Source organism: Desnuesiella massiliensis (genome assembly GCF_001403615.1).
GTDB classification, from domain to species: domain Bacteria; phylum Bacillota; class Clostridia; order Clostridiales; family Clostridiaceae; genus Desnuesiella; species Desnuesiella massiliensis.
Genome location: NZ_LN879454.1, coordinates 434,857 through 458,083 on the forward strand (window position 1 = coordinate 434,857; position 23,227 = coordinate 458,083).

Consider the following 23,227-nt stretch of genomic DNA (forward strand, 5'->3'; position numbering starts at 1 on the left):
GAGTAAGTATGAAATTGTTTTTAAAGCATAACAAAGGGTATATAACTATATATTTTTTAAGTTTAGCTCTTACAATAATATATTCTAATCTTAATGGATTTATAGGACTTAGTGAGGTTATCTACATATTTATGTTTAATACTTTCATTTTGCTGTGCTTTTTAGCTTTTAAGTATTATCAAAATAGACAATTATACCGATTGCTAGAGGGCGGGATTACTGAGCTAAATGATGTTTTTTTAAACTTTGGTATTTCAGATTTAAGCCAAAGTGTTTCACAGGTATTAAAGAAGCTCCACGGCTTATATGAAGCTCAAATTCAAAAAGGAGATAAACTTCATGAGGAACATTTAAGGTTTATAAATCAGTGGGTGCATCAAATGAAGACCCCTCTTTCAGTAATACAACTGCAGCTTCAAGAATTTGAAGGAGAAGAGAAATATGATAATATGCAAGAAGAGGTCAATAAGCTAAAGGAAGGCTTAAAAATGGTATTATATTTCGCTAGACTAGATTCTTTCCAAAAGGATTTTTTAGTAGAAAGGATTTCTTTAAAGCAGCTGGCTCGGGATATTGTAAATGAAGAAAAAAAGGTTTTTATAAGGAATAGAATAATACCAAGAGTTGAGATAGATGAGAGCATTGAAGTTTATAGTGATGCTAAGTGGTTAAAATTTGCGTTAGGTCAGCTCATTATTAATGGAGTAAAATATTCTAAGGGTAAAGGAAAAGAATTAATTATAAATGCCTCTGAAGATGAAAAGGAGATTAGGTTGAATGTCATTGATAGAGGAATAGGAATTCCTGCTAAAGATATAAAAAGGGTATTTGATCCTTTCTTTACAGGAGAGAATGGGCGTAAGTATGGAGAGTCTACCGGTATGGGATTATATATAACTAAAGAGGTGTCTAAAAATTTGGGTCATGAAGTAGAGATACAATCTACCGTTAATGAGGGAACAATGGTTACAATGAAATTTAAAAAGGCAAATGAATAGGTAACTATTTATTTGCTTTTTTTGAGCATAAAATCTTACATACATGTCACATTCCCGTAAGCTTTGCAGATGGCAGCATATGCATTATTATTATAATCTATTGCTATAGGTTTTAAAGGAGGAGTGATAGGTAATGGATATAATTTTTATATTAAAGGCTATTATAATTGCCATAGTAGAGGGTTTAACTGAATTTATACCGGTATCTTCTACAGGGCACATGATATTAGTAGGATGGGCAATTGATTTCCACGGAGAATTTGCCAAGATGTTTGAAGTTGTAATTCAGCTTGGAGCCATAATGGCAGTAGTTGTTTTGTATTGGAAAAAGATTGAGGAGAGCATAGTTGAATTCTTTAGCTTTATATTTACCAGAGGGAAAAAAGGAAAAATAGGCTTTAGATTCGGAATAAATGTTATTGTGGCTTCAATTCCCATGGCTATTGTGGGAGTATTGTTTTACGATAAAATAAAAGCAAAGTTTATACCTGAAGCTGTTATAGCTGGGTTTATAGTTGGAGGAGTATTATTAATAATACTTGAGAAGATATATAAAAATAAGACTCATAAGATAGCGGACATAGATAATATGACACCAGGGCAATCAATTAAAGTGGGTTTATTGCAGCTTTTGGCTGTATGGCCTGGAATGTCAAGAAGTGCTTCTACAATCATGGGTGGATGGATTGCAGGCTTATCAACACCCATAGCGGCAGAATTCTCATTTTTCATAGCTATTCCAGCAATGATAGGTGCCTCCGGAAAGGATTTATTTGAATTTGACTACTCCATAATGACACCAACTCTATGGATTGCATTAATTTCCGGATTTGTTGTAGCCTTTTTAGTAGCTTTAATAGTTATGAAAAAATTTGTGGGCTTTCTGAAAAAGAAACCACTAAAGGTATTTGCGCTATATAGAATAGCCGCAGGGATTTTACTAGGAATATTGGTATTAACTAAGATTATAACTTTAACATGATAGAGGTGAATGTAATGGGAACTTTGGAGATAAGTAATTTAAGTAAAGTATATGGAAATAAGATATTATTTAGTGCCTTAAAGAATATAAGCTTTTCTATAGAGGAGGGGGAGTTCCTAGGGATTATGGGGCCTTCAGGAAGCGGTAAAACAACCCTGCTAAATATGATTTCAACAGTAGATAAACCAACCTCAGGAGAAATAACAATAAAAAATAAGAAGCCTTTAAGACTACAGGGAGATGAACTTGCCCTATTTAGAAGGAGAGAACTAGGCTTTGTATTTCAAGATTTCAATCTGCTTGATACCTTAACTGTGGGAGAAAACATAGTGCTTCCACTTACGCTAGATGGTATACCTGTTAAAAAACAGGATGATGAGCTTAACAGAATATCCAGGATACTTGGAATAGAGGATTTGCTAAATAAGAGAACCTTTGAAATATCTGGCGGAGAATCTCAAAGAACAGCAATCGCACGAGCATTAATTCATAAGCCTACTTTATTGCTTGCAGATGAACCTACTGGCAACCTGGACTCTAAAGCAGCTAAAATAGTGATGGAATTGTTTGAAAAAGTAAATGAGAAGGAAAGGGTAACTACGATTATGGTAACCCACGACCCCCTATCTGCCAGCTATTGCAGCAGAATTTTATTTATAAAAGATGGAGCTATATATAATGAGATCTGTAGAGGAGATAGCAGGCAGCAGTTTTATCATGAAATTATTGATGTGCTTGCACTGCTAGGAGGTAAGTAGCAGTTGAATAAAGTTTATAAAAACATATAAAACCATATTTAATTTATATAATATTTAATATAGGAGAAATATCATTTACAAGTACAACTTAGTCATTATTGTTGCGAAGGTATTTAGCTATAGACTATTGGTTAAAATAAATGCTAAGGTAAAAAATGATTAAGGAGTTATTAGAAGATGATAACATCAATGAAAGTTAGAATAGAACCTAATAATAAGCAAAACAGTAAATTGTTTCAAAGTGCAGGGACAGCAAGATGGGCTTATAACTGGACTTTAAGCAAGCAAGAAGAAAATTATAAAAACGGTGGGAAATTCTTATCTGATAGGGTTTTAAGAAAAGAATTAACTAAATTAAAGCACACAGAAGAATTAAGATGGCTTAATAATTATAGCAACAATATAACCAAACAAGCAGTAAAAGACTGTTGTAATTCCTATAAAAAGTTCTTTGATGGATTGTCTAATAAACCTAAATTCAAGAGCAGAAGGAAGTCAAAACTTTCTTTTTATCAAGATACTGAAAAAATAAAGTTTACTGAAACTCACGTAAGACTTGAAAAAGTAGGCTGGGTAAAGCTTTCCGAACATACTAGAATACCTACAAATTCAAAATATAGTAATCCAAGAGTTAGTTTTGATGGTGTTCATTGGTATGTATCAGTAGGTATTGAGTTAAACCAAACACCAGTAGAATTAATCGACAAAAGTATTGGTATAGATGTTGGAGTTAAAGATTTGGCAATATGTTCACATAAAGAAGAACCCTATAAAAACATTAACAAGACTAAAAAAGTTAAAAAGTTAGAAAAGAAACTACGTAGGTTGCAGCGTAAAGTATCAATAAAATATGAAAAAAATAAAGAAGGGAGGAGTTACGTAAAAACAGGTAACATTATAAAACTTGAAAAGAGCATTAGAAAGTTACACAAAAGACTTGATAATATTAGAACTGATTATAGACATAAAATAACTACAGAGATTGTGAAAGCCAAACCTTCTCGTATAGTTATGGAAAGTCTTAATATTAGTGGTATGCTTAAAAACAAGCATTTATCTAAATCAGCTCAACAGCAAAGCTTATATGAATTTAAAACTATGATTAAGTATAAAGCCGAAAGATACAGAATTGAATTTGTAGAAGCTGATAAGTGGTATCCTTCATCAAAAACTTGTAGCAAATGTGGTTATGTTAAACCTAAATTATCACTATCAGAAAGAACCTTTGTATGTGAATGTTGTGGAACTATTATAGATAGAGATAGGAATGCTAGCATCAATTTATCAAGATATAAAGTATCATAAGCCACTTTAACGAATTATGATGCTGTGTAGGGTGAGTTACACCCGAATTTACGCCCTCGGAGTGTTATACCAAACGAAAGTAGCATTTTGCAAAATCGGACACATTGAACAGGGAAGTAAACAGAAACTTTTATAATGTTATTAGAGAGTTTTATAAGTTTTACGTAACGGGAGTAACTAATGAATCTTAGAGAGTTTGCCACTAAAAATGTGCAGAGAAATGCAAAAGCATATTTTGCATACTTTTTAAGCAGCACCATATCGGCAGCCTTATTATTCTCTTTTACTATGCTCATATTTCACCCAGGTTTTAATGTAAGTTTGTTTCCTCAGCACGTAAAAAATACACTTTATGTCACAATAGTAATTGCATATTTATTTTTATGTTTCTTTGTGTTTTATTCTATAAGTGTTTTTCTTAAAAGCAGGTATAAAGAATTTGGAATACTTTACATTATTGGCTCCTCAAAAAGGCTAGTTCAAAAGATGATACGTATTGAAAATATGCTCATTAGCTCAGTGTCAGCAGTGGTGGGCATATTGATGGGATTAATTTTTTCTAAGATACTTTTAGCCGCCAGTGGAAAGCTTTTAGGATATAATGCACTAAAGTTTTATCTTCCTGTTAAAGCTATGATTATTACTTTTAGCGCTTTTGTAATGATTGGAATAGTAATTTCAACCTTTTGCACCTTTATCATAAAAGAAGATAAAGTTTTAAGCTTGATAAAGGGAACTAAAAAACCAAGACCTGAACCAAAAGCCTCTGTCCTTCTGGCTATCATATGTATAGTGCTTTTAGCTGTAGGATATTTTCTATCAGCTACAAGCGATGTAAAAACAATAACCTATAGAATAATACCTGTAACTACAATGGTTGTTGCAGCTACCTATTTATTGTTTTCTCAATTAAGTGTATTTATAATCAAGTCACTAAAGAAAAATAGAAGCTTATACATGAAAAAAACTACAATGCTTTGGGTTTCAAATTTACTATACAGGATAAAAGATAATACCAGGATGTTTTTCCTAATTACAATAACTTCAACGGTTGCCCTTTCAGCAATAGGATCAGTATATGCTTATTGGAGAGATAAGGAGTATCAAATAAATAGAGACTTTCCGCAAGCATTTTTCATTTCTGATACTTATAAGAATAAAGATGAAGTTGATTTAAAAGCTGGTTTCATTGAAAATTCGCTGAAAGCTCAGGGCATATCCTACACTAAAGTTAGTAACGAAATAAAATTTGTTATTCCTGATGGCGACACAGAGGAAGTAGTTATGATTAACGAAGCTTGTTATAAAAAGTTAGCATCAATACTGGCTTTAAATACTATTTCCTTTAAGGATCATGAAACTATAAAGTCTGCATCTTTAGCTGGAGATAAAAGAAAAACTATTAGCCTGAAGGATATAAAACTGGAGGTTACTGAAAAGAGTGATAAAGGGGTACTTCCGGCAATTTATAGAGATGTATATATAGTTAAGGATGAGGTATATGAAAGAATAGCTGGCGTTAAGTACTATTTCGGAGCAGTTAATGTGGAGGATTATAAGGCTACATTGAATATATGTAAAAATTTTTATAATAACTTTGGAAATAGAGAGGAAGATAATAAGTTTCATAATAGTTTCTTGAAAGCGTCTATACTAGAAGGTACAAAAATAGCTTATGGAGTACTTTTGTTCAGTGCAATATTTATCGGGCTTATATTCTTTGTAACAACGGGAAGCTTCTTGTATAACAAATGCTACATGAATATTATAGAGGATAAAAACAAATACAAACAGTTAAATAAAATAGGCTTAACTTTTAAGGAAATAAAAAACATACTAAATATTGAAATAGGGGTACTATTTTTGCTTCCTTATGTAGTTGCTGTAATACACTTTGCCTTTGCCATGAGTTCATTAAAATATAGTTTTGACATTGAAATAATTATTCCAGCGTTGCAGGTGATAGGAATTATGTTGATAGCTCAGATCATATATTTCTTCATTATTAGAAGAAACTATTTACTAGAGATGAGAAAAAGTTTGACATAATAAATAAGGCATCGAATTTTAAATGGATTTATAAAATTATTGCAAAACTTGCATCATAGTAAGATTCTAAAAGCACTATTAAGGCTTACCTTAAGGTGCTTTTTGTTTCAGAAGAATAAGAGCGACACAAAGTTTTGGCGGCATGATATATAATATACTTATAACAAAAATGTTAAATAGAGGAGAATAAACATGCAAAAGCAGATAGATACCCAGAGACTAATTATAAGAAGATTCAATAAAGAAGATTGGCAGGATCTACATGAATATTTAAGTGACGAAGAGGTAGTGTTTTATGAACCTTATGAGACCTTTAATGAAGAAGCCTCTAAGGAAGAGGCTGAAAGAAGAGCAGAGGATGATAGTTTCTTTGCAGTTTGTTTAAAGGAAACTGGAAAGGTTATCGGCAATTTATATCTTGGCAAGCAGGATTTTGAAACCTATGAATTAGGCTATGTCTTTAATAAAAAATATCAGAAACAGGGATTTGCAATAGAGAGTGCAGAAAGAATACTGGATTATGCCATAGAGGAACTTAAAGCTAGAAGAATAATTGCTATGTGCAATCCTAAAAATGAACCTTCATGGAAGTTGCTTGAAAGATTAAATATGAGGAGAGAAGGGCATTTGATTAAAAATATTTACTTTAAAGTAGATGAAAATAATCAACCTATATGGCTTGATACATATGAATATGCTATTTTAGCAAGCGAGAGGAGCAATAAAAATGATTAGGCGTATAAAAATAAGCAATATGCAGGAGGGGGATATTAATGAGGCGAAAAAAATATGGAATAGTCAATATGAACTGTATTGTAGTAGCAGTGACTTACCGACATATTGGAAAGAAGATAACTCAATGATAGAAAATTTCCTTAAAATCAAGATAAATAGGAAAAGTGCAGTTGTTGCAAAATTAGAAGAGAGAGTAGTAGGATTTTTAGCATATGACGAATTCCCTTTTCATGGTGAGAATTCGGTATTTTGCCCAGCGATAGGACATGCAGCTATTGAAGAATATAAAGAAAGTGTATATATAGAGTTATATACAAGTATTTCAAAGCAATGGATTAATAAGAATATCTTTAATCATATGTGGACAATATTTTTCAATTGGATTTTGAAACAGCTAATTTGTATGGAAATAAGTTTTGGACAAAATACTTTACACCGATGCTTTTATCCATGAGGAGAACAATTAATAAGGATATAAATGGTGATAGATAAGTTTTAAAAAGTCTATGTTACACCAGTTATGGCGAACCTTATCACATATAATGTAGATTTTGCTTTGAATCAATGATATGACTGGATTTAAGAGATATAACAGCATTCTAAGTGATATCATATCCTAAAATCACAAAAATAAATGTTTATTTTTATAGAAATTTTGATATAATATAAATAAGAAAAACTTAGTGCGTCAACACTAAGCAATCCTTAGAACATTTATTTTGTTTTAGGGCTATCGGATGAATTTAATTAAGTAAATTTATTTAGAAAGAAGTGCTAATCTTTGCTGGATGGGGCACTTTTTTCGTGCGTCCAGCTAAGCTGGACTATGCTTGCTGGTGAAAGTCCAGTCAAGGTAATCGTCAAGGAGCCTTGTAGTTAATCACCATGCGCGGTAGAAATACTGGGTATGAAGCGTGAGGATAATGTAACTCGTAAGAGTGCTAACAAGAATACAGGTTGTAATGTTAAATGAACTCTGCCGTATCGTAAGCGCCACCTTGAAATAGGACAAAGAGAATGCCGAGCTTTGGGAAAATGGGCGAAGGCAACAGAAGGTGTGAAGAACTTGAAGTGCAGCACCGAAGAATTCTCCGGTATAGGGGAGACGACATGTATTTATAGTATAGTTCGGAACTGGAGAGACCTTCCTTTGCATGGATATTATCCATAAAAAGAAGTCGTATAAGCTTAATAGCGAAATTGATATACTGCAAAGAAGGAGTCGGAGGAGCTTATAGTACCAATAATAATACAGACAGCAGAACTGTATTTAGGGAAGGAGCTCTACTTTATTCATATTTTCTAAGGAGGTAAGAACGAGTGAATGCGAAAGCTAACGACACAGTAGATAAAGTTCGAGAACTTCAAAGAAAATTATACCTAAGTGCCAAATCAAGCAAGAAAAGACGGTTTCATGCTTTGTATGATAAGGTATATCGAGAAGATATTCTCCACAAGGCTTGGCTTTTGGTTAAAGAAAACAAAGGCGTAGCCGGCATTGATAATATGTTTATTGAAGATATTATAGAATATGGTGAGAATAAATTTTTAGAGGAAATCAGAGCTGAGTTAATAGAAAACAAGTATAAGCCGTTACCCGTCAAGAGAGTATACATACCTAAGAAAGATGGAAAGAAACGACCATTAGGAATTCCAATCATAAAAGACAGAATAGTCCAAATGGCTACAAAGATAGTTATTGAACCGATATTTGAGGCAGATTTCAAAGAATGTTCTTTTGGTTTCAGACCTAAAAGAAGTGCACTACAAGCTATAGAAAAGATTAATCAATGTTGTAAGGGCAACGGATATAAAGTCTTGGATGCAGACATTAAGTCTTATTTTGATAATATAAATCATGATAAGCTTATGATATTAGTTGAGCAGAAAATTTGTGACAGACGTATTCTTAAGTTGATAAGGAAATGGCTTAAAGCTGGAGTTATGGAAAGAGACATTAACATCAAATCAACATTAGGTTCTCCGCAAGGTGGAGTCATTAGTCCGCTTCTTTCCAACATATATCTGAATTATTTTGATACTATTTGGGAAAGGTATTATTTTAAATTGGGTACTTTAGTTAGATATGCAGACGATTTTGTTATCATATGTAAGAACTGGACAGATGTTAAAAAGGCAAAAGCTGTGGTAACTAAAATAATGGAGAAGCTTGAACTTACCATACATCCTGAGAAAACACAAATTATAGATTTATGGGACGGCAAAGAAGGCTTTGATTTCTTAGGATTTCATAACAAGAAAATCAAGCAGAAAACCAAGGATTGTAGAAGCGTTTTGGTAATAACAAATTATCCGTCTAGTAAATCAATGAAAAGTATGAAGGAAAAAAATCAAACAAACACTGCTGAAAAGTTCGTGTAGTGATGACATTGAAAATAGAATTAAGATATTGAATAGAAAACTCAGAGGTTTCAAAAACTACTATGGTTCTCAATATGCCTATAAATGGTTAGCTAAAATAGATTGGTATGTGACTATAAGGTTTAACATCTGGATAAATAATAAGAGAAGGAAGAAAAATAAATTCTCAGGTATCGAAGTGACAAGACGGTTAATAGATAAACTTGGTATTATTAGACTGGCTTCTTAAATGATGAATGCGCTAGGAAGAAGAATATCGGAAAGCCGTGTGCGGGAAAATCGCATGCACGGTTTGATGAGGGGAAGAAGGGCGAAAGCCCTTTGACCTACTCTACTTTGCTTCTAACTTCTATATCAAGACCAAGGAACTTAATCTTAATTTTTAAGTGATGTATGAAAAGATTATGTTTTAAAACTAATTTAATCACATAAACAATTGATGCACACTTTATAAAAGTATCAAACATATCCAATACCACCCCCTTAGCTATAGTGAAGTATTCACCAATAGCCCAGGAGGGTAAAATGTTCAAAACCTCCGCAGCCATCCTTCTACGGTTAATAAATTATACTTGGATATTGTACCATAATTATGAACAGGTATATAGGGGGATTTATTGGAAGATAGTATAATAGAGATAAGCAAACTTTGGCACACAGAATGAAACAATAACTGCTGAAATGATATTAAATTCAAGAGTAGGATATAGATACAAAAAATGGGAAGCAATGATCCCATATACGTTACACCAGTTACGGCCAACCTTATCACAAATGACATAGACATTCTTATATACCCTCTTGACAAAACCTCATTCATTTATTATACTGTGAAAAATAAAGGCATTGAAGAGAAGAGTAGTTATTTTGGAAGCTTACAGAGAGTTCCTATTGCTGAGATGGAACAGTAGAAAAATTAATGAAACAAGTCTCGGAGCTGCATACGGATCTTATTTTCAAGGAGTCTAAGGAAACAACTTCAACTATTACCTTATACATGCACCATAATGGCTAGAAGATGCCATTTTGGAACAAGTACAAGGTAGGTTTCCGTAGCGTTTCCTTATAAGTGATGCTATGACGTTTGTTCACGTTACAGAACTAGAGTATGATTTTGTACTCGATAAGATTGGTATGGTGACATACTGATGAAATAGGGTGGCAACGCGGAATAATTCGCCCCTACAAATTATTTGTAGGAGGTGTTTTTTTTACGCTTTTTTAAGTAAAAATAGTAATTTATATTAAGAATATAGTTATATTTTAAGGAGTGTTTGTTATGGAAGAAAGAAAAATTCAACGACCTATATTTCCTAAAAAAGCTGTAATAACTGCAGGTATGCCCTATGGTAATAAAGAATTGCATTTTGGACATGTAGGAGGTGTGTTTGTGCATGCCGATACCTTTGCAAGATTTTTAAGGGATAGAATTGGTGAGGAGAATGTTATATTTGTATCTGGAACAGACTGCTATGGCTCACCTATTTCAGCAAGCTATAGAAAATTTGTAGAGGAAAATCAATACGAAGGTACCATAGAAGATTATGTTCGTGGAAATCATGAAAAACAAAAAGAAGTTTTAGATAAATATGAGATGAGTTTAAATTTATATGCGGCTTCTGCCTTAGGGAGAGCCGGTGAAATACACAAAAAAGTATCAGAAGAGGTATTTAACAAATTATATGAAGGTGGGTATTTAGTAAAACTATCCTCTCCACAGTTTTACGATCCTGATTTTAAAGTATTCTTAAATGGTAGGCAAGTAGTTGGTAAATGTCCTATAGAGGGGTGTACTTCAGATAATGGTTATGCAGATGAATGTTCCTTGGGGCATCAGTACATGCCAAGTGAATTGATTGAGCCAAAGAGCATTTTATCTGGTAAAACACCTGAATTAAGAGATGTGACAAACTGGTATTTTAAACTAGATGAATATAACCAAATTTTAAAGGAAAGAGTAGACTATTTAAGAACAAATTCTAATTGGCGCAAGTATTTGCTAAATACTATTGAAGAATTCTTAAAGCTGCCAATTATCTATGTAAAGCGTAAGCAATTAGAAGGAGTTGCAGACCTAGAAGAAAAATTGCCAAAGCATACAATTATTGATGAACCAAAGAAAGCCTCCATTTCTTTTATATTTGAAAGTCTACATGATAGGGATATAGCAAGAGATGTATTCGATAAGATGGGAATTCGTTTTCGAACTGGTAAGACATTAGTACCTTTTAGGCTATCGGGAAATGTTGAGTGGGGTATTAAGGTACCAGAAAAAGAAAACCTTAAGGATTTAACCTTTTGGGTTTGGCCTGAATCCCTTTGGGCACCTATTTCCTTTACCAAAGCATATCTAGAATCCATAGGCAAAGATTCTGAGGAATGGAAGGAATGGTGGCATTCTAAAGATGCAAAAGTATATCAATTTATTGGGGAAGACAATATTTATTTTTACGGAATTGCAGAAATGGCATTGTTTATGGCTTTATTGGGAGTTGATAATGAAGATAAAGTAAACTGGGAAAATATTCACCTTCCTGACTTGATCGCAAACAATCACCTATTGTTTATGGATAAAAAGGCAAGCAGCAGCAGTGCTATTAAGCCGCCTATGGCAGGAGAACTATTACAATACTATACATCAGAGCAATTACGTATGCATTTTTTAAGTCTTGGACTGTCTAAGAAGAGTGCTAGCTTTATGCCTCAAGTTTTTATGAGGGAAGAAGAGAAGCAAGGGCCAGACACAGTTTTAAAAGAAGGTAATTTATTGACCAATGTGCTTAATAGACTTGTTCGTTCTTGCTTTTACACTGCACAAAAATATTTTGATGGTGCAATACCAGTAGGGGAAATTAGTAGAAATATTATAGAAGAATCTAAGGAAGCTATTCTAACTTATGAAAGACATATGTACAATCATGAGTTTCATAGTGTAACTTATGTTTTAGATAGTTACATTCGCAATATGAATAAGTACTGGACAAATAATATGAAGCTTGCAGAAACCAATGAAGATAATACTCTTCGCAAACAAGTGCTAATAGATGCTTTTCATGCTGTAAGAACTGCTATTACTTTAATTCATCCCATTGCTCCAAGCAGCTGCGAAAGGGTAAGAGAATATCTAAGTGTAAATGAAAAGATTTGGAATTGGGACTATATATTTGAGCCTATTTATACATTTATAGAAAACCCATTGACCCATAAGCTAAAATATTTAGCACCTCGTGTAGATTTCTTTGAGAAGCATCAAGGGCAAATTTCTAATTAGGGCGTGGTAAGTGGACGTTTCAAGTGCCATATGTGGAGCTGGAAACGTCACTTTGTCATATAAATACGGCTTCTGCTTTGAACTACAAAACAAAATAATAGCATAAAAACAGCAATGATATTCATATATTATTGCTGTTTTTAGATTTGCTTTGAAAAAATAGTATTTGGAATATAGTTACAATATAATATTAGTATACACTTGTGGAAAATTATTATAAATTCTATTAAAATGGGGGGTGCCATGAAAAAAAGAATATTAGTATCTGTTGTATTACTTTTAGCGCTTATCATTTTTGCTATAATGTATATAAATAGTAATCATAAAAGAATTAGTGAAATAGGTGGATTCCAAGCTAATGATATTACAAAGATTAGTTTTCAGTATAATAACCCTGCTATTAAAGGGGGAACTGTTGAAAATAAAGAAAATATAAATGAATTTATGAACTATATAAATAGTTGTGTTTTTACAAAAAAATTAACGCAGACTTTAATGGCAGGGTATTATCAATCGGTAATTTTATTTATTGGAGATAATAAAGTAATGAGTATAATGACTTATGAAAACTTTATAGATATAAATGGCATTCAATATAATATGGTAAAAAATAAATTAAGTTTAGAAAAGATTGATGATTTTATAAAGTCAAAAATAGCCATCTATGATTAGGTGGATGGATTTAATGGAGTTTTAACAAAGTACCTTACAAACTATATGTGCTAGTTATTATGAACCGTTTACCAAACAATTTTAAGGAGGTAACATAAACGTGGATAGGCATTTTACAGTTTCCGTATTTATAGTATATAAGGATAAAGTATTATTACATTTGCATAAAAGGGCTAAGAAAATACTTCCTTTAGGTGGACATATAGAATTGAATGAATTGCCGGAAGAGGCATGTATTCGTGAAGCACAAGAAGAAGCAGGTTTAAAAATAAATCTATACAATCCAATAAATAACCAACTTAAAAATTCATGCGAATTGGTAGGAGAAAAATTGTTAATAAATCCTATGCACACAATTTTAGGTGAAATAAATTCAGAACATTATCATATAGACTTTGTTTATTATGCAACTGCAAAATCTTTTGATACAATACCAGGAGATGGGGAATCTAATTTGCTCAAATGGTATAATAAAGAAGATTTGAAAAACGCATATGACATTCAGCATAATATTTTGACAATGGCTAATGAAGCATTAGAATTATTAGGTGAAAGATAATTAAATAATGGTGCAAAAAATAATATAAAACAAATAAAGCATATATCATTCATGAGAGATATATGCTTTGTTATTTTTAATTGTTATATTGACATGCATATGAAGATAAAGTATACTATTATTTCAAAATACAATATAATATTATAACATAAAATTAGAAGAAAGTCAAGAGTTTTTAAAAATAATTATTTATCTTAGCAGGGGGGATGCATAGATGAAAAGAACTAATGTAGTTCACATACTTGAAAAATAAGCTAATAGCATTATTTTAATAAGGGGATGCTTTAATGGATTTAATCAGTATTTTAAATTTTGGGCCATCCATACTAAATGAAGCAAATATTAATGAGTTACTTGAAGTTAACGAAGAGATTAAAAAAGACGGTATAGTATTAACCCTAGAAGACGCAAAGCAGATTATTAATGTAAGGAATAAGGTCTTAAAAGGCTACGGCAGGGTTGAACTAAGCTTTGAGGTTACTAAAAAGTTAATAAAAGTTTTTAGTTCTTCAACATTTATAAATGATAAAAATTATATGTATATTTTAAATGATATACAAGAGACCTTCTATTATCTAAAAAATGAGACAGAAGATAAACTTGGAGATGATAAACTTATTGAACTAATGAAGGATACATTTGAAACCTATTGTGAAGGCTCTGTAGAACTTTTGAATAGTCACTTAGAAGAGTTTTCAAGAGATTTTAGAAAAAAGTTAGAGTAAAGGAAGAGTAATATGATGGATTTGAATATTGAAAATAGTCTACAGCTAACTAATGAAGAAAAAATAAATGTAAGAGCATTAAATAAAAATCAATATATCATTTCACTTCTTAAAGAGGCTATGAAATGTGGTGCAATTAGTAATAAGGATGTGCTTGATATTCAGATCAGAATAATGGAAGTGCTAAAAGAGTTAATCATGAAGTACACAAAAGGCGAAAGTACGTCAGTTACTGTAGAAGTTACTGAAGGCTTACTTAATTCTCTTTTGTATTCCTTAGATTTTTACTTGATTGAATTAGATGCTCCACAAGCTGCATTAAGAGAGCTAAAGGAAAAAGATATAAGGACAATGTATGAGAAGGGAATTGAGCTATTGCGATTATGTGTCATTGACACTAAAAAATTGTATGAGAAAATAAAGAGAAATAGATTGCAAGTAGAGCTTGAGGCTTATAATTTAACTATAGATGAGGCTATACCCTGCTTTTTTGAAAAATATACTGTAATTTTTGAAGCGCACAATACCATGGCTAGTATAGATTATCCCTTGGTATTTGATGATATGAGTGTAAGAGGGATTTCATATATTAAAAATTATCTAGAGCATTTAGATATTGAAACGGAATTCTGCAATTTTTTCTCAGGGGAAGACATAGATAAGATTTTAAATGGTTTTGGGAAGATGTGCAGGTTAAATCACACCATAGAGTTGATAAATATATTCGAGCTCTTGATAAATAATTCTATATTTTCTGTTTTATGCGGAAACAAGGCTGGACAACTAACCATCACAAAAAGCCAATATGATATGATAAATGAAAACCTTAAGGGAATGAATTTAACTAGAATAAATGCACTTATAAATAAAGCGGTAGAAACAATTATTACTGATCTTCAAATAAGTAATTCCTTACTTATAGAGTATATAAATAATTATAAAGAATTATTTATAAAAAGAGTGTTAAACGCCTTAGAAAATAATTGTTTAAATAGTTTGATAGTAGTAGAATATGAGGATAGTAAAAAGTACACCTTTGATTTTGATGAAGGAAAAAGAATGAGTGAAAAAAGCTTCAATCTCACAGTTACTAGAATAATGAAGTTATCAAAAGTTATAGATAAAATAGAAGTTCTAAATTCAGAGGTTCATTCATTACAAGATTTTATTGATATTCTTAATTCAGACTGCTTTTTTGGAGAAGAATTTGGACACGTATTTAATACACTATCAAATATTGAATTAACTATTTTAGCTAAGCTAGTATTCTACGAGGAACTTAGGGATGAGCTAACAGATTTATCAGAGATTATAAACAGTAAAAGAGAAATAGAAGCTGAGTGGCAAAAGCATTTTATTAAGTTTATGGAGGGGTTAAGTGAGGATAAGAAGAAAGAAATCGAAAAGTTACTCAATGAAGTTGATTATGAGGAGATAAAGTTTTATTAGAGTTTAATGCTCTTTGGTACGTAAAAGGGCTTACTTCAAGGAGTGTCGGTATATATCTATATCCTATCCCTAATGTATGACTTAGAAAAGTCTAAGTTGTACATTAGGGATAGGATTTTTACTATTTATTCAAATTTATCAATAAAAGCCTGTAATTTCTCAACATACCTGCCAACATGAATCCCATCTAATAGCATATGATTTACCTGTATAGAATATGGCAGCAAGAATCTATCTTTTTCCTTGAAGTACTTTCCAAAAGAGATTCTGTGTATAGAATTCTCCTTATTCATTACAATTTCATTTGAAATGCTAGTAAAGGATATCCAAGGTATACAAGAAAAGTATATAAGCTTGTCCTGGTCTTCAATTATTCTAGGGAAATACTCCTTTTGGTCTCTTGAAGCCTCTTTTGCAGAATTCGAAAATTCTATAATATCCTCTTTAAGAGGTAAAGTAACAATCTTAAATAAGTTTTTATCAGGCTCCATATCCGTAAATGACGGCTGCAGGGAGTCATGAAGAATGATTTTACCCTCTCTAATCTTGTAACGGAAAGCCTCTATTTCATTCACTACATAGGTAGAAGCATAAATCATACTATAGTAAAAGGATAGCTTATTGCTTTTTACAAAGCTCAGAAAATTTGTTATATCAATATTCATGCATATATTAAACTGAGGATTATCAACCTTTTCAAAAAACTTATAATGCTCTCTTCTTTCAAAATCATTAAAATCAATATATTTCATAATGCCTCCTAGATATATAAATTTATTATTTAAGTCCATATTATTTGACAACTAACAAAAATAAGGATATATTAAATAATAACATAAAAACGACACAAGTGTATAGTTTGATATATAATTATTAAATTCTGATAAGGAGGATAGTCAATGTCGCCAAAAGTAAGTGAAAGATATAAAGATGAAAAAAGAAAAGAATTATTAAATTCTGCTAGAAATGTTTTTGTAAGAAACGGATATCTAAAAACAAGCATGCAAAATATCATGGATGAGGCGAAAATTTCTAGAGGAGCCTTATATTCATACTTTAAAAATATAGATGATATATTTTTAGAAGTTCTTAAGTTAGAAGATTATGAAGACATAAGATCATTGGAGTTTAGTTATGATGAGAACATATGGCAACAACTAATGACTTGGATTGAAAATATGCTAAAGGATATATTTGAAATAGATAAAACTCTAACCTTTGCAAAAACAGAATTTTTTGTATCTATAAATTATAAAAATCAGAAAGATAAATTTACTTATATTAAACATAGACATGCTAACTTGGTAAATAAAATTGAGAATATATTTCAAGCTGGAGTGGACAGGAAAGAATTCCATCCTGAAGTTTGCATTAATTCAATAGCTATATATCTTATATCATTTTTTGATGGTTTAATGCTAAATAGATTTAATTTAGATATGGCTATGGAGGAGTTAGAAAAACAAGTTGACATATTTAAATACTCTTTGGAGAAAATACTTGGACTAAATAGATAGAAAGCTAAATATGAGAATTTATATAGGGGGAGATAAAATGAATTTTAGAAAAGCCAATGAAAAGTATATAAATGAACTAGTTTTATTATTTAAGGACTTGCTAGTAATGCATAGTGAGAATGTAACTAATGTATTTAATGAAAATGTAGATGAAGATATATTAAAGGATTATATAAGTGAGGCAATATCAAAAGAAAATCATAGTTTTTATATAGCTGAGGATGAAGAGAAGATAATTGGAGCAATAGAAGTGATGATCATTATAGAAAAAGACAACCCAACACTTAGAAGCAGAGAGTATGCATTAATAGATAAGTTGGTAGTAGACAAGCATTATAGAGGTTGTGGTATTGGAAGCGGACTAATCGAATATGCCGAAGAGGATTTAAGGTCTAGAGGAATCAGAGAGGTAGAGATCTATGTTTGGGAATTTAACTCAGGAGCTTTAAATTTATATGATAAAAAAGGATATAAAACTATTTGCAGAAGGATGGCTAGAACTATATAAATTGGAGTATGTTTACGACATGCTTTGATGAGAATAGCTAATTATACATTGTAAGTGAATAAATTAAAATTACCATTAATACAATTACTATATATAAATTGTATTAGTAATAAATATTGAGAGTTAAGCAGGGGAAATTGTGGGCTATGAAATATAATGTTTTAGATTGGAGCTGAGCTTATGAGTGATGATGATGCTCGAAATGGAAAGAACATTAATAAACTACAAGGAATTAGTGAAAAGGGTAACTCTAATGAAAGGTTAAGAGAGGAACGGATAAATACAATTATCGGTGAATTAAATGATTTAATTAATGATATTACAAATTCAAGACAAATAAGTGATGTGGTACTTCAAAGTCAAGCACTAAATTTAAGCCAAGGGACATCCCCAAGTCAGGGCATAACTTTTGGTGAAACTCCAATTCAAAGTCAAGGGGCACCCACAGGCCAAGGGGGAACCCAAAGTCAAACACCTGAGGCTACAGGCACTAATGTAAATGTAAATACAACTATTGCTCAAACAGCTCAAACCTTGGCTGCATTAGATACAATTAAAACTGAGTTGTGTAGACTGCCCTTAGATTTTTGTGAAAGAGAATATATTGCCAACTGTGTTACTCCTTTAGAAACTGCCATGGAATTTATATCAAGAACAGGCTTTGAGTTAGCAACTTCAGTAAGTATTTTAACTACTTCACCCATAGTTCCACGTAAAAAGGGAAAGCTAAAGGATACAATTCATACAATATATAGAATGAATGAAGAGGTTGAGGATATTTTTGACGTGTTGAAAGAGAGAGTAAAAAAATTAACTCAAGAAGATAACTGCTGTACATCTCTATGATTAGCATGTAGCTAGTTACAGTGGAAATATTTTATATAGGGGAAAAAGGGATGAACGATATAAATAGTATATTATTAAATATTAATCTTGCAAGACAATTAAATGAAGCATTAATGAAAGATCAGACATCCCCTAATAGTGACTTAATTATCGATGTAATTGCAGCTATTAATAATACAGATGCAATGTTAACTGCTATTAATTCAATTAAGACAGAATTGTGTAGATTACCTTTAAACTTTTGTGAAAGAGAATACTTTGAAAATTGTGTGAGTCCTATATTAATAACATTATTCTTTCTATCATTCACATCATATGAACTGTCTGGTTCAGTAGCTATATTATCTTCATCACCTATTGTTCCACCGAAAAAATCAAAACTGAAGGATACAATTCATTTAATATATGATATTAATGAAGAAAGTGAAGAGCTATTTGAGTTGTTGAAAAAGAGGGTAAAGCCATTAATACGGGATGGTGCTAATTGTTGTAAATTTCTATGAGTTATTTGGGTAAGTGATTTCAGCCAGTGGAAAGCAATGATTATTTTCTTCAACCAATATGAGAGTTAATTCGCATGCTGCGTTATAGGTTTGGCTGAATGATTATGTTAGCATTAAGTTATTAAATTCAAGGGGGCTATTATATGACAACAGTTAAACTTAAAATTGCAGAGCTTAGGAAAGCTAAAGGAATAGGACAACAGGACTTAGCGGAGGTATTAGGTGTATCTTTTCAGTCAGTTAGCAAATGGGAAACTGGTACAACCATGCCTGATATTAGCTTATTACCAAGTATAGCTGAGTATTTCAATGTTTCCGTAGATGAATTACTGGGTCTAAAACCACTACGTATGCGAGAATATATACCAAGTAACACAGATAATCGCGATAATTGGAATGGAAAAACTGATAAACTTTATAAAAATAGAAAATACTTTTGGAATGATGATTACTTAGAATTTCTTGTAAAACATGTTTGGCATATAGAATCGCCAGTGGATGTTATTGAATTCAGGTGTGGAGAAGGCCACCTAGGAATGAAATTACTTGAGCGTTTACCTAAGGGAAGCACCTATACAGGTATTGATAATGAATATTTTACTGATAAAGCTAAATTGAATTTTAATAATACTGAACTTGATGCAGAGTTTATCTTATCAGATATATATTCCCTAGATACAGATAAAAAATATGATATAGCTATTTGTCAGGCAGCATTGCGCCATATGAATAAACCTCTGGAGGTATTAAGAAAAATGGCTGACTCTGTTAAGAAGGGCGGTCTTGTGGTTTGTGTAGATGTTAACAGGGAATTTGAAAATGATGGGTTATACATTGATGATATTAGCTATGATTATCTTTGCACAGCCTTTGATTTTCATAAGGTATGGAAGAAGGAATTGGAATGTGAAGGCAGGGATTATGCAATCGGAATGCGGTTACCCTTTTATATGCAGCAGTTAGGCTTACATGATATTGATATTCGTATGAATGATAAAGTAATGTATGTAAATCCAGACATGCAGGATTACGAGGAAAAGGTACAGGATTTTATTGAAATCCATGGGTGGGATAGGTCTCTTAGCATATCCGATCAAGAAAAAGCCATTGAATTATTTATGAACCGAGGAGTGGACAGAGCTCTAGCAGAAGCTTATATAAAAATGCAGTCTAAAATTGCGGAGTATTTTAAAAATACTGAAAGTAAAAAATCATTTTTAAAAGTACAGGGATTATTAATTACATACGGGAGAAAATGAATATAATTAGTAAAAAGGGAGTGTCGCAAAACTACTTTAAAAAGTAGTTTGCTCCACTCCTTTTTTGTATTCAGATAAAAATCGATTATAAAAACAGGGCCATTACTCCAAGTTTTCATGAATTCTTGATTTTTTGACGCACTTAAATAAGCCTAACACTTTTTTGAGAAATTTTGTCTTACTCTTAGGCCATTTTTGCTTCATGAAGATGTTTTTTGCACCTATCATTTTGTATTTTTGAATGCAATTTATTTATATTGAAACCAAAACAAAGAAGAAGGAACTCATTCTTAACACTATTTTTGCCACGTGTTAAGAAACGATTGAATTGGTAGTCATTTTTTAGTACTCCAAAAGCTCCTTCTACTTGAATTGAACGGTTTATCCTTAACATAATACCCTCTGAGGATGTTATGTTTTCAAGGGATATCTGACGCTTTGCTACAAATGTTTTAGATACCTGCATTTTCCTATTTCCTCGTGCTTTTGTACATTTTGCTTTAAACTGGCAGTTACTGCAATCTTCACATTCATAAACAGTTGTCTCTGAACTATAGCCAGTAGCTGAAGTTCTATGGGCTATACCTATCTTTTTCAAATGCTTCCCATTATGACAGGTATACTCATCTTTTTCTTCGTTATAGGTCATATTTTCACGCTTGCTAATATCCTTCTTAAAGCTTTTCTTCTTCCACTTTTCATAGGTCTGAGGTTTTATGTAGTATTTTTGCCCTTGATTTTCTAGGTAAATATAATTCTCTTCACTTTCATAACCAGAATCAGCAATTATATTTTTATATTTAACTCCTAAGTTTGATTTCATATCATCTAGAAATGGTATTAGTGTAGTAATATCAGCTCTATCCTGAAATATACCAACACCAGTTACATATTCACTTTCTACTCCTATTTGAACATTATAACCTGGTTTTAGCTGTGAGTTGCGCATATGATCATCTTTCATGTGCATAAAAGTTGCATCATGGTCAGTCTTCGAATAACTATTTCTTCCATTGAATATCCCATTATGCATGTTGTATTTCTCTTGACGCTCATAGTAACATTCTAGCTCCTCTTTGAATTTCTGAAGCTTTGATTTGCGCTTACCAATACCATGAACTAGCTCTATATTTTCTTCATTTATCTTTTGATTAATAAAGTCAAGTACTTTCTTAATATCCTGAGCAGTGTTATCCTTTGCGACAGCAAAGTTTGTCATAAAGCTTAAGTTAACAGCTTCAATGCAAGACTGTATCTTCTCAAACATCTTGCTTTCATTTTTATTAACAACTTTTTTCCATACAAAAGTGTAGCGATTAGCATTTGCTTCAATTTTCGTTCCATCTACAAAAAGATTCTCAAAATTGATTTCTCCTATACTATGAAGATATTGAACTAGCTGATAAAACAAGTCTTCCACTGCTTCTGATAAATATTCTTTTCTAAACCTAGCAATTGTAGCGTGATCCGGTGCTTTCGCGCCTTGAAGTAACCACATGAAGTTAATATCCCTTCTGCATGCTGTTTCAATCTTTCTACTCGAATATATGTTGTTTGAATAAGCATATGTTAATACCTTAAATAGGATTTTAGGTTCCACTGCCGGTTTTCTTCCAACGGAAGAGTACGCCTTGTATAATTTTTCGTAATTTAATCCCTCCAATATTTGGCTAAGCAGGCGGACTGAATCATCCTCAGGTATCAACATTTCAAAATCAAATGGAAGAACCAGTTGATAATATCCATTTGATGAAGTATAATTTTTATGTTGATAATTTGGTTTTCGCATACTATAATTATACAACATTTGCGGGGCTTTCGAGCCCCGCATTTTCTATATCTGAAATAAAACAGGGCTGCTACACAGCTAACTATTTAGTTAGTTGTGCAACAGCCCCTTTTTTAGTATCAATTTGATGTTAGCTTCCAGTACTCTTATAATGTCTAACCCCAAAGTTCCATATGAAGGTTGAAAATATAAAGAATAAAAGACCTGCTGGAAGGGCGCAGAAAGCCTTAAAGTAGCTTTCACCCCAACCACATACAGCAGAAGCGGGATAGTAGCTTATGACAAGCATTGGCATAAAAAAGGTGAATAGGTTTCGTAATACTTTTGGCATATAGTCCATAGGTATGCGAGTAACTTGATAGCTTGCATTTGTAAAAATATATATCCAATCTAGACCTTGTATTGTAAAGAAGGCTAGACCTGAGGTCATTATAAAAACTCCTGTGTATGCTAAGAATCCGCCGATAAGTGCGAGTAGGATTATTATTATATTTAGCATGGTAGGCTGTATCCCTAATTTCCAGAGGCACCAGACAACAGCGCTTATGCCGCTGATAACCCTTGAAAGTCTGTGAATATGAAAGTAGGAGCCTGCTACTTGAACAAATAAGGAGGAAGGTCTAAGCAAAACCCGATCAAAATCACCAGAGCGTATCATACGCCAAGGGAAGCAATCAAAGCCTCGGCAGAAGGTCTCAGCTAGTCCGCAGCTTGTAACTGCCATTGCATAAATGAGAAGTATTTTCTCAACGGACCAAACACCTATACTTCCAAAGCGGGAAAAGAGAAGAATGAGACCCAGTGGGTCCGATATAACAACAATCAGTACCTGTAGAACCATAATAGGCCACCCCTTGTACTGCAAGCCAGTAAGGAAGTTTAAGCGAAGGTATTTAAAGTATAGCTTGATTTCACGCATG

General features: G+C 32.1%; 23 protein-coding genes and 1 other annotated feature. Of the genes, 19 read left to right on the forward strand and 4 right to left on the reverse strand.

Translation table 11 applies throughout. The features are described from left to right. Window positions 1-8 precede the first annotated feature (8 nt). From BN2665_RS05755 to BN2665_RS27450, 9 genes are all read left to right on the forward strand, one after another. Window positions 9-998, forward strand: a complete 990-nt coding sequence (locus tag BN2665_RS05755; RefSeq protein ID WP_055666160.1) for a sensor histidine kinase — start codon at window positions 9-11, stop codon at window positions 996-998. A gap of 133 nt (window positions 999-1,131) precedes the next feature. Beyond that, window positions 1,132-1,980: an undecaprenyl-diphosphate phosphatase gene (locus tag BN2665_RS05760; RefSeq protein WP_055666161.1), complete on the forward strand. Its 849-nt coding sequence runs from the start codon at window positions 1,132-1,134 to the stop codon at window positions 1,978-1,980. 14 nt (window positions 1,981-1,994) lie between these two features. Beyond that, window positions 1,995-2,738, forward strand: coding sequence for an ABC transporter ATP-binding protein (locus BN2665_RS05765; RefSeq protein ID WP_055666162.1), 744 nt, complete (start codon window positions 1,995-1,997; stop codon window positions 2,736-2,738). Between the two features lie 177 nt (window positions 2,739-2,915). Continuing rightward, window positions 2,916-4,043 carry an RNA-guided endonuclease InsQ/TnpB family protein gene (locus BN2665_RS05770; protein WP_055666163.1) on the forward strand — a complete coding sequence of 376 codons (1,128 nt, stop codon included), beginning with the start codon at window positions 2,916-2,918 and terminating at the stop codon, window positions 4,041-4,043. A 180-nt stretch (window positions 4,044-4,223) separates the two neighbouring features. After that, the gene (locus BN2665_RS05775; RefSeq protein WP_055666164.1) at window positions 4,224-6,092 is read left to right on the forward strand and encodes an ABC transporter permease; all 1,869 of its coding nucleotides are present in this window, start codon (window positions 4,224-4,226) and stop codon (window positions 6,090-6,092) included. A 192-nt stretch (window positions 6,093-6,284) separates the two neighbouring features. Continuing rightward, window positions 6,285-6,827, forward strand: coding sequence for a GNAT family N-acetyltransferase (locus BN2665_RS05780; RefSeq protein ID WP_055666165.1), 543 nt, complete (start codon window positions 6,285-6,287; stop codon window positions 6,825-6,827). Beyond that, a complete protein-coding gene (locus BN2665_RS05785) occupies window positions 6,820-7,281 on the forward strand; it encodes a hypothetical protein (protein WP_055666166.1) in 462 nt (153 codons plus the stop codon). Before BN2665_RS05780 ends, BN2665_RS05785 begins: the two co-directional genes overlap by 8 nt. 866 nt (window positions 7,282-8,147) lie before the next feature. Continuing rightward, window positions 8,148-9,209, forward strand: coding sequence for a group II intron reverse transcriptase/maturase (gene ltrA / locus BN2665_RS05790; protein WP_207643674.1), 1,062 nt, complete (start codon window positions 8,148-8,150; stop codon window positions 9,207-9,209). A gap of 19 nt (window positions 9,210-9,228) precedes the next feature. Beyond that, on the forward strand, window positions 9,229-9,438 hold the full coding sequence (locus BN2665_RS27450; RefSeq protein WP_242865913.1) for a group II intron maturase-specific domain-containing protein: 210 nt from the start codon (window positions 9,229-9,231) through the stop codon (window positions 9,436-9,438). A gap of 97 nt (window positions 9,439-9,535) precedes the next feature. On the opposite strand, the gene BN2665_RS05795 is transcribed toward BN2665_RS27450, so the two are convergent. Continuing rightward, window positions 9,536-9,742: a hypothetical protein gene (locus BN2665_RS05795; RefSeq protein WP_154674871.1), complete on the reverse strand. Its 207-nt coding sequence runs from the start codon at window positions 9,740-9,742 to the stop codon at window positions 9,536-9,538. Between the two features lie 304 nt (window positions 9,743-10,046). Beyond that, window positions 10,047-10,396: a binding site (T-box leader), on the forward strand. Window positions 10,397-10,488: 92 nt separating this feature from the next. On the opposite strand from BN2665_RS05795, the gene BN2665_RS05805 reads away from it, so the two are divergent. The 5 genes from BN2665_RS05805 (at window position 10,489) to BN2665_RS05825 (ending at window position 15,885) form a co-directional block, all read left to right on the forward strand. Further along, window positions 10,489-12,480, forward strand: coding sequence for a methionine--tRNA ligase (locus tag BN2665_RS05805; RefSeq protein WP_055666169.1), 1,992 nt, complete (start codon window positions 10,489-10,491; stop codon window positions 12,478-12,480). A 243-nt stretch (window positions 12,481-12,723) separates the two neighbouring features. Continuing rightward, on the forward strand, window positions 12,724-13,152 hold the full coding sequence (locus BN2665_RS05810) for a hypothetical protein (protein WP_055666170.1): 429 nt from the start codon (window positions 12,724-12,726) through the stop codon (window positions 13,150-13,152). 100 nt (window positions 13,153-13,252) lie between these two features. After that, window positions 13,253-13,711: an NUDIX hydrolase gene (locus tag BN2665_RS05815; protein ID WP_055666171.1), complete on the forward strand. Its 459-nt coding sequence runs from the start codon at window positions 13,253-13,255 to the stop codon at window positions 13,709-13,711. A 287-nt stretch (window positions 13,712-13,998) separates the two neighbouring features. Further along, window positions 13,999-14,436, forward strand: coding sequence for a DUF6323 family protein (locus BN2665_RS05820; RefSeq protein WP_055666172.1), 438 nt, complete (start codon window positions 13,999-14,001; stop codon window positions 14,434-14,436). 12 nt (window positions 14,437-14,448) lie between these two features. Then, window positions 14,449-15,885, forward strand: coding sequence for a DUF6179 domain-containing protein (locus BN2665_RS05825; protein ID WP_055666173.1), 1,437 nt, complete (start codon window positions 14,449-14,451; stop codon window positions 15,883-15,885). A 125-nt stretch (window positions 15,886-16,010) separates the two neighbouring features. Here BN2665_RS05825 and BN2665_RS05830 read toward each other — a convergent pair whose 3' ends face one another. After that, window positions 16,011-16,637 carry a chloramphenicol acetyltransferase gene (locus tag BN2665_RS05830; protein WP_055666174.1) on the reverse strand — a complete coding sequence of 209 codons (627 nt, stop codon included), beginning with the start codon at window positions 16,635-16,637 and terminating at the stop codon, window positions 16,011-16,013. Between the two features lie 147 nt (window positions 16,638-16,784). Here BN2665_RS05830 and BN2665_RS05835 point away from each other — a divergent pair, with 147 nt between their 5' ends. From BN2665_RS05835 to BN2665_RS05855, 5 genes are all read left to right on the forward strand, one after another. Next, window positions 16,785-17,402 (forward strand): TetR/AcrR family transcriptional regulator, encoded by a 618-nt coding sequence (locus BN2665_RS05835; protein WP_055666175.1) that lies wholly within the window; start codon window positions 16,785-16,787, stop codon window positions 17,400-17,402. A gap of 37 nt (window positions 17,403-17,439) precedes the next feature. Next, window positions 17,440-17,910, forward strand: coding sequence for a GNAT family N-acetyltransferase (locus tag BN2665_RS05840; RefSeq protein ID WP_055666176.1), 471 nt, complete (start codon window positions 17,440-17,442; stop codon window positions 17,908-17,910). 180 nt (window positions 17,911-18,090) lie between these two features. Then, the gene (locus tag BN2665_RS05845) at window positions 18,091-18,756 is read left to right on the forward strand and encodes a hypothetical protein (protein ID WP_055666177.1); all 666 of its coding nucleotides are present in this window, start codon (window positions 18,091-18,093) and stop codon (window positions 18,754-18,756) included. A 50-nt stretch (window positions 18,757-18,806) separates the two neighbouring features. Then, window positions 18,807-19,259, forward strand: a complete 453-nt coding sequence (locus BN2665_RS05850) for a hypothetical protein (RefSeq protein ID WP_055666178.1) — start codon at window positions 18,807-18,809, stop codon at window positions 19,257-19,259. A gap of 143 nt (window positions 19,260-19,402) precedes the next feature. Further along, on the forward strand, window positions 19,403-20,518 hold the full coding sequence (locus tag BN2665_RS05855; protein ID WP_055666179.1) for a class I SAM-dependent methyltransferase: 1,116 nt from the start codon (window positions 19,403-19,405) through the stop codon (window positions 20,516-20,518). 184 nt (window positions 20,519-20,702) lie between these two features. Here the strand turns inward: BN2665_RS05855 and BN2665_RS05860 are convergent, their stop codons facing one another. Then, window positions 20,703-22,307 carry an IS1182 family transposase gene (locus BN2665_RS05860; RefSeq protein WP_055666180.1) on the reverse strand — a complete coding sequence of 535 codons (1,605 nt, stop codon included), beginning with the start codon at window positions 22,305-22,307 and terminating at the stop codon, window positions 20,703-20,705. 130 nt (window positions 22,308-22,437) lie between these two features. After that, entirely contained in the window at window positions 22,438-23,226 is a 789-nt protein-coding gene (locus BN2665_RS05865; protein ID WP_055666181.1) for an ABC transporter permease, read from the reverse strand. Between the last annotated feature and the right edge of the window lies 1 nt (window position 23,227).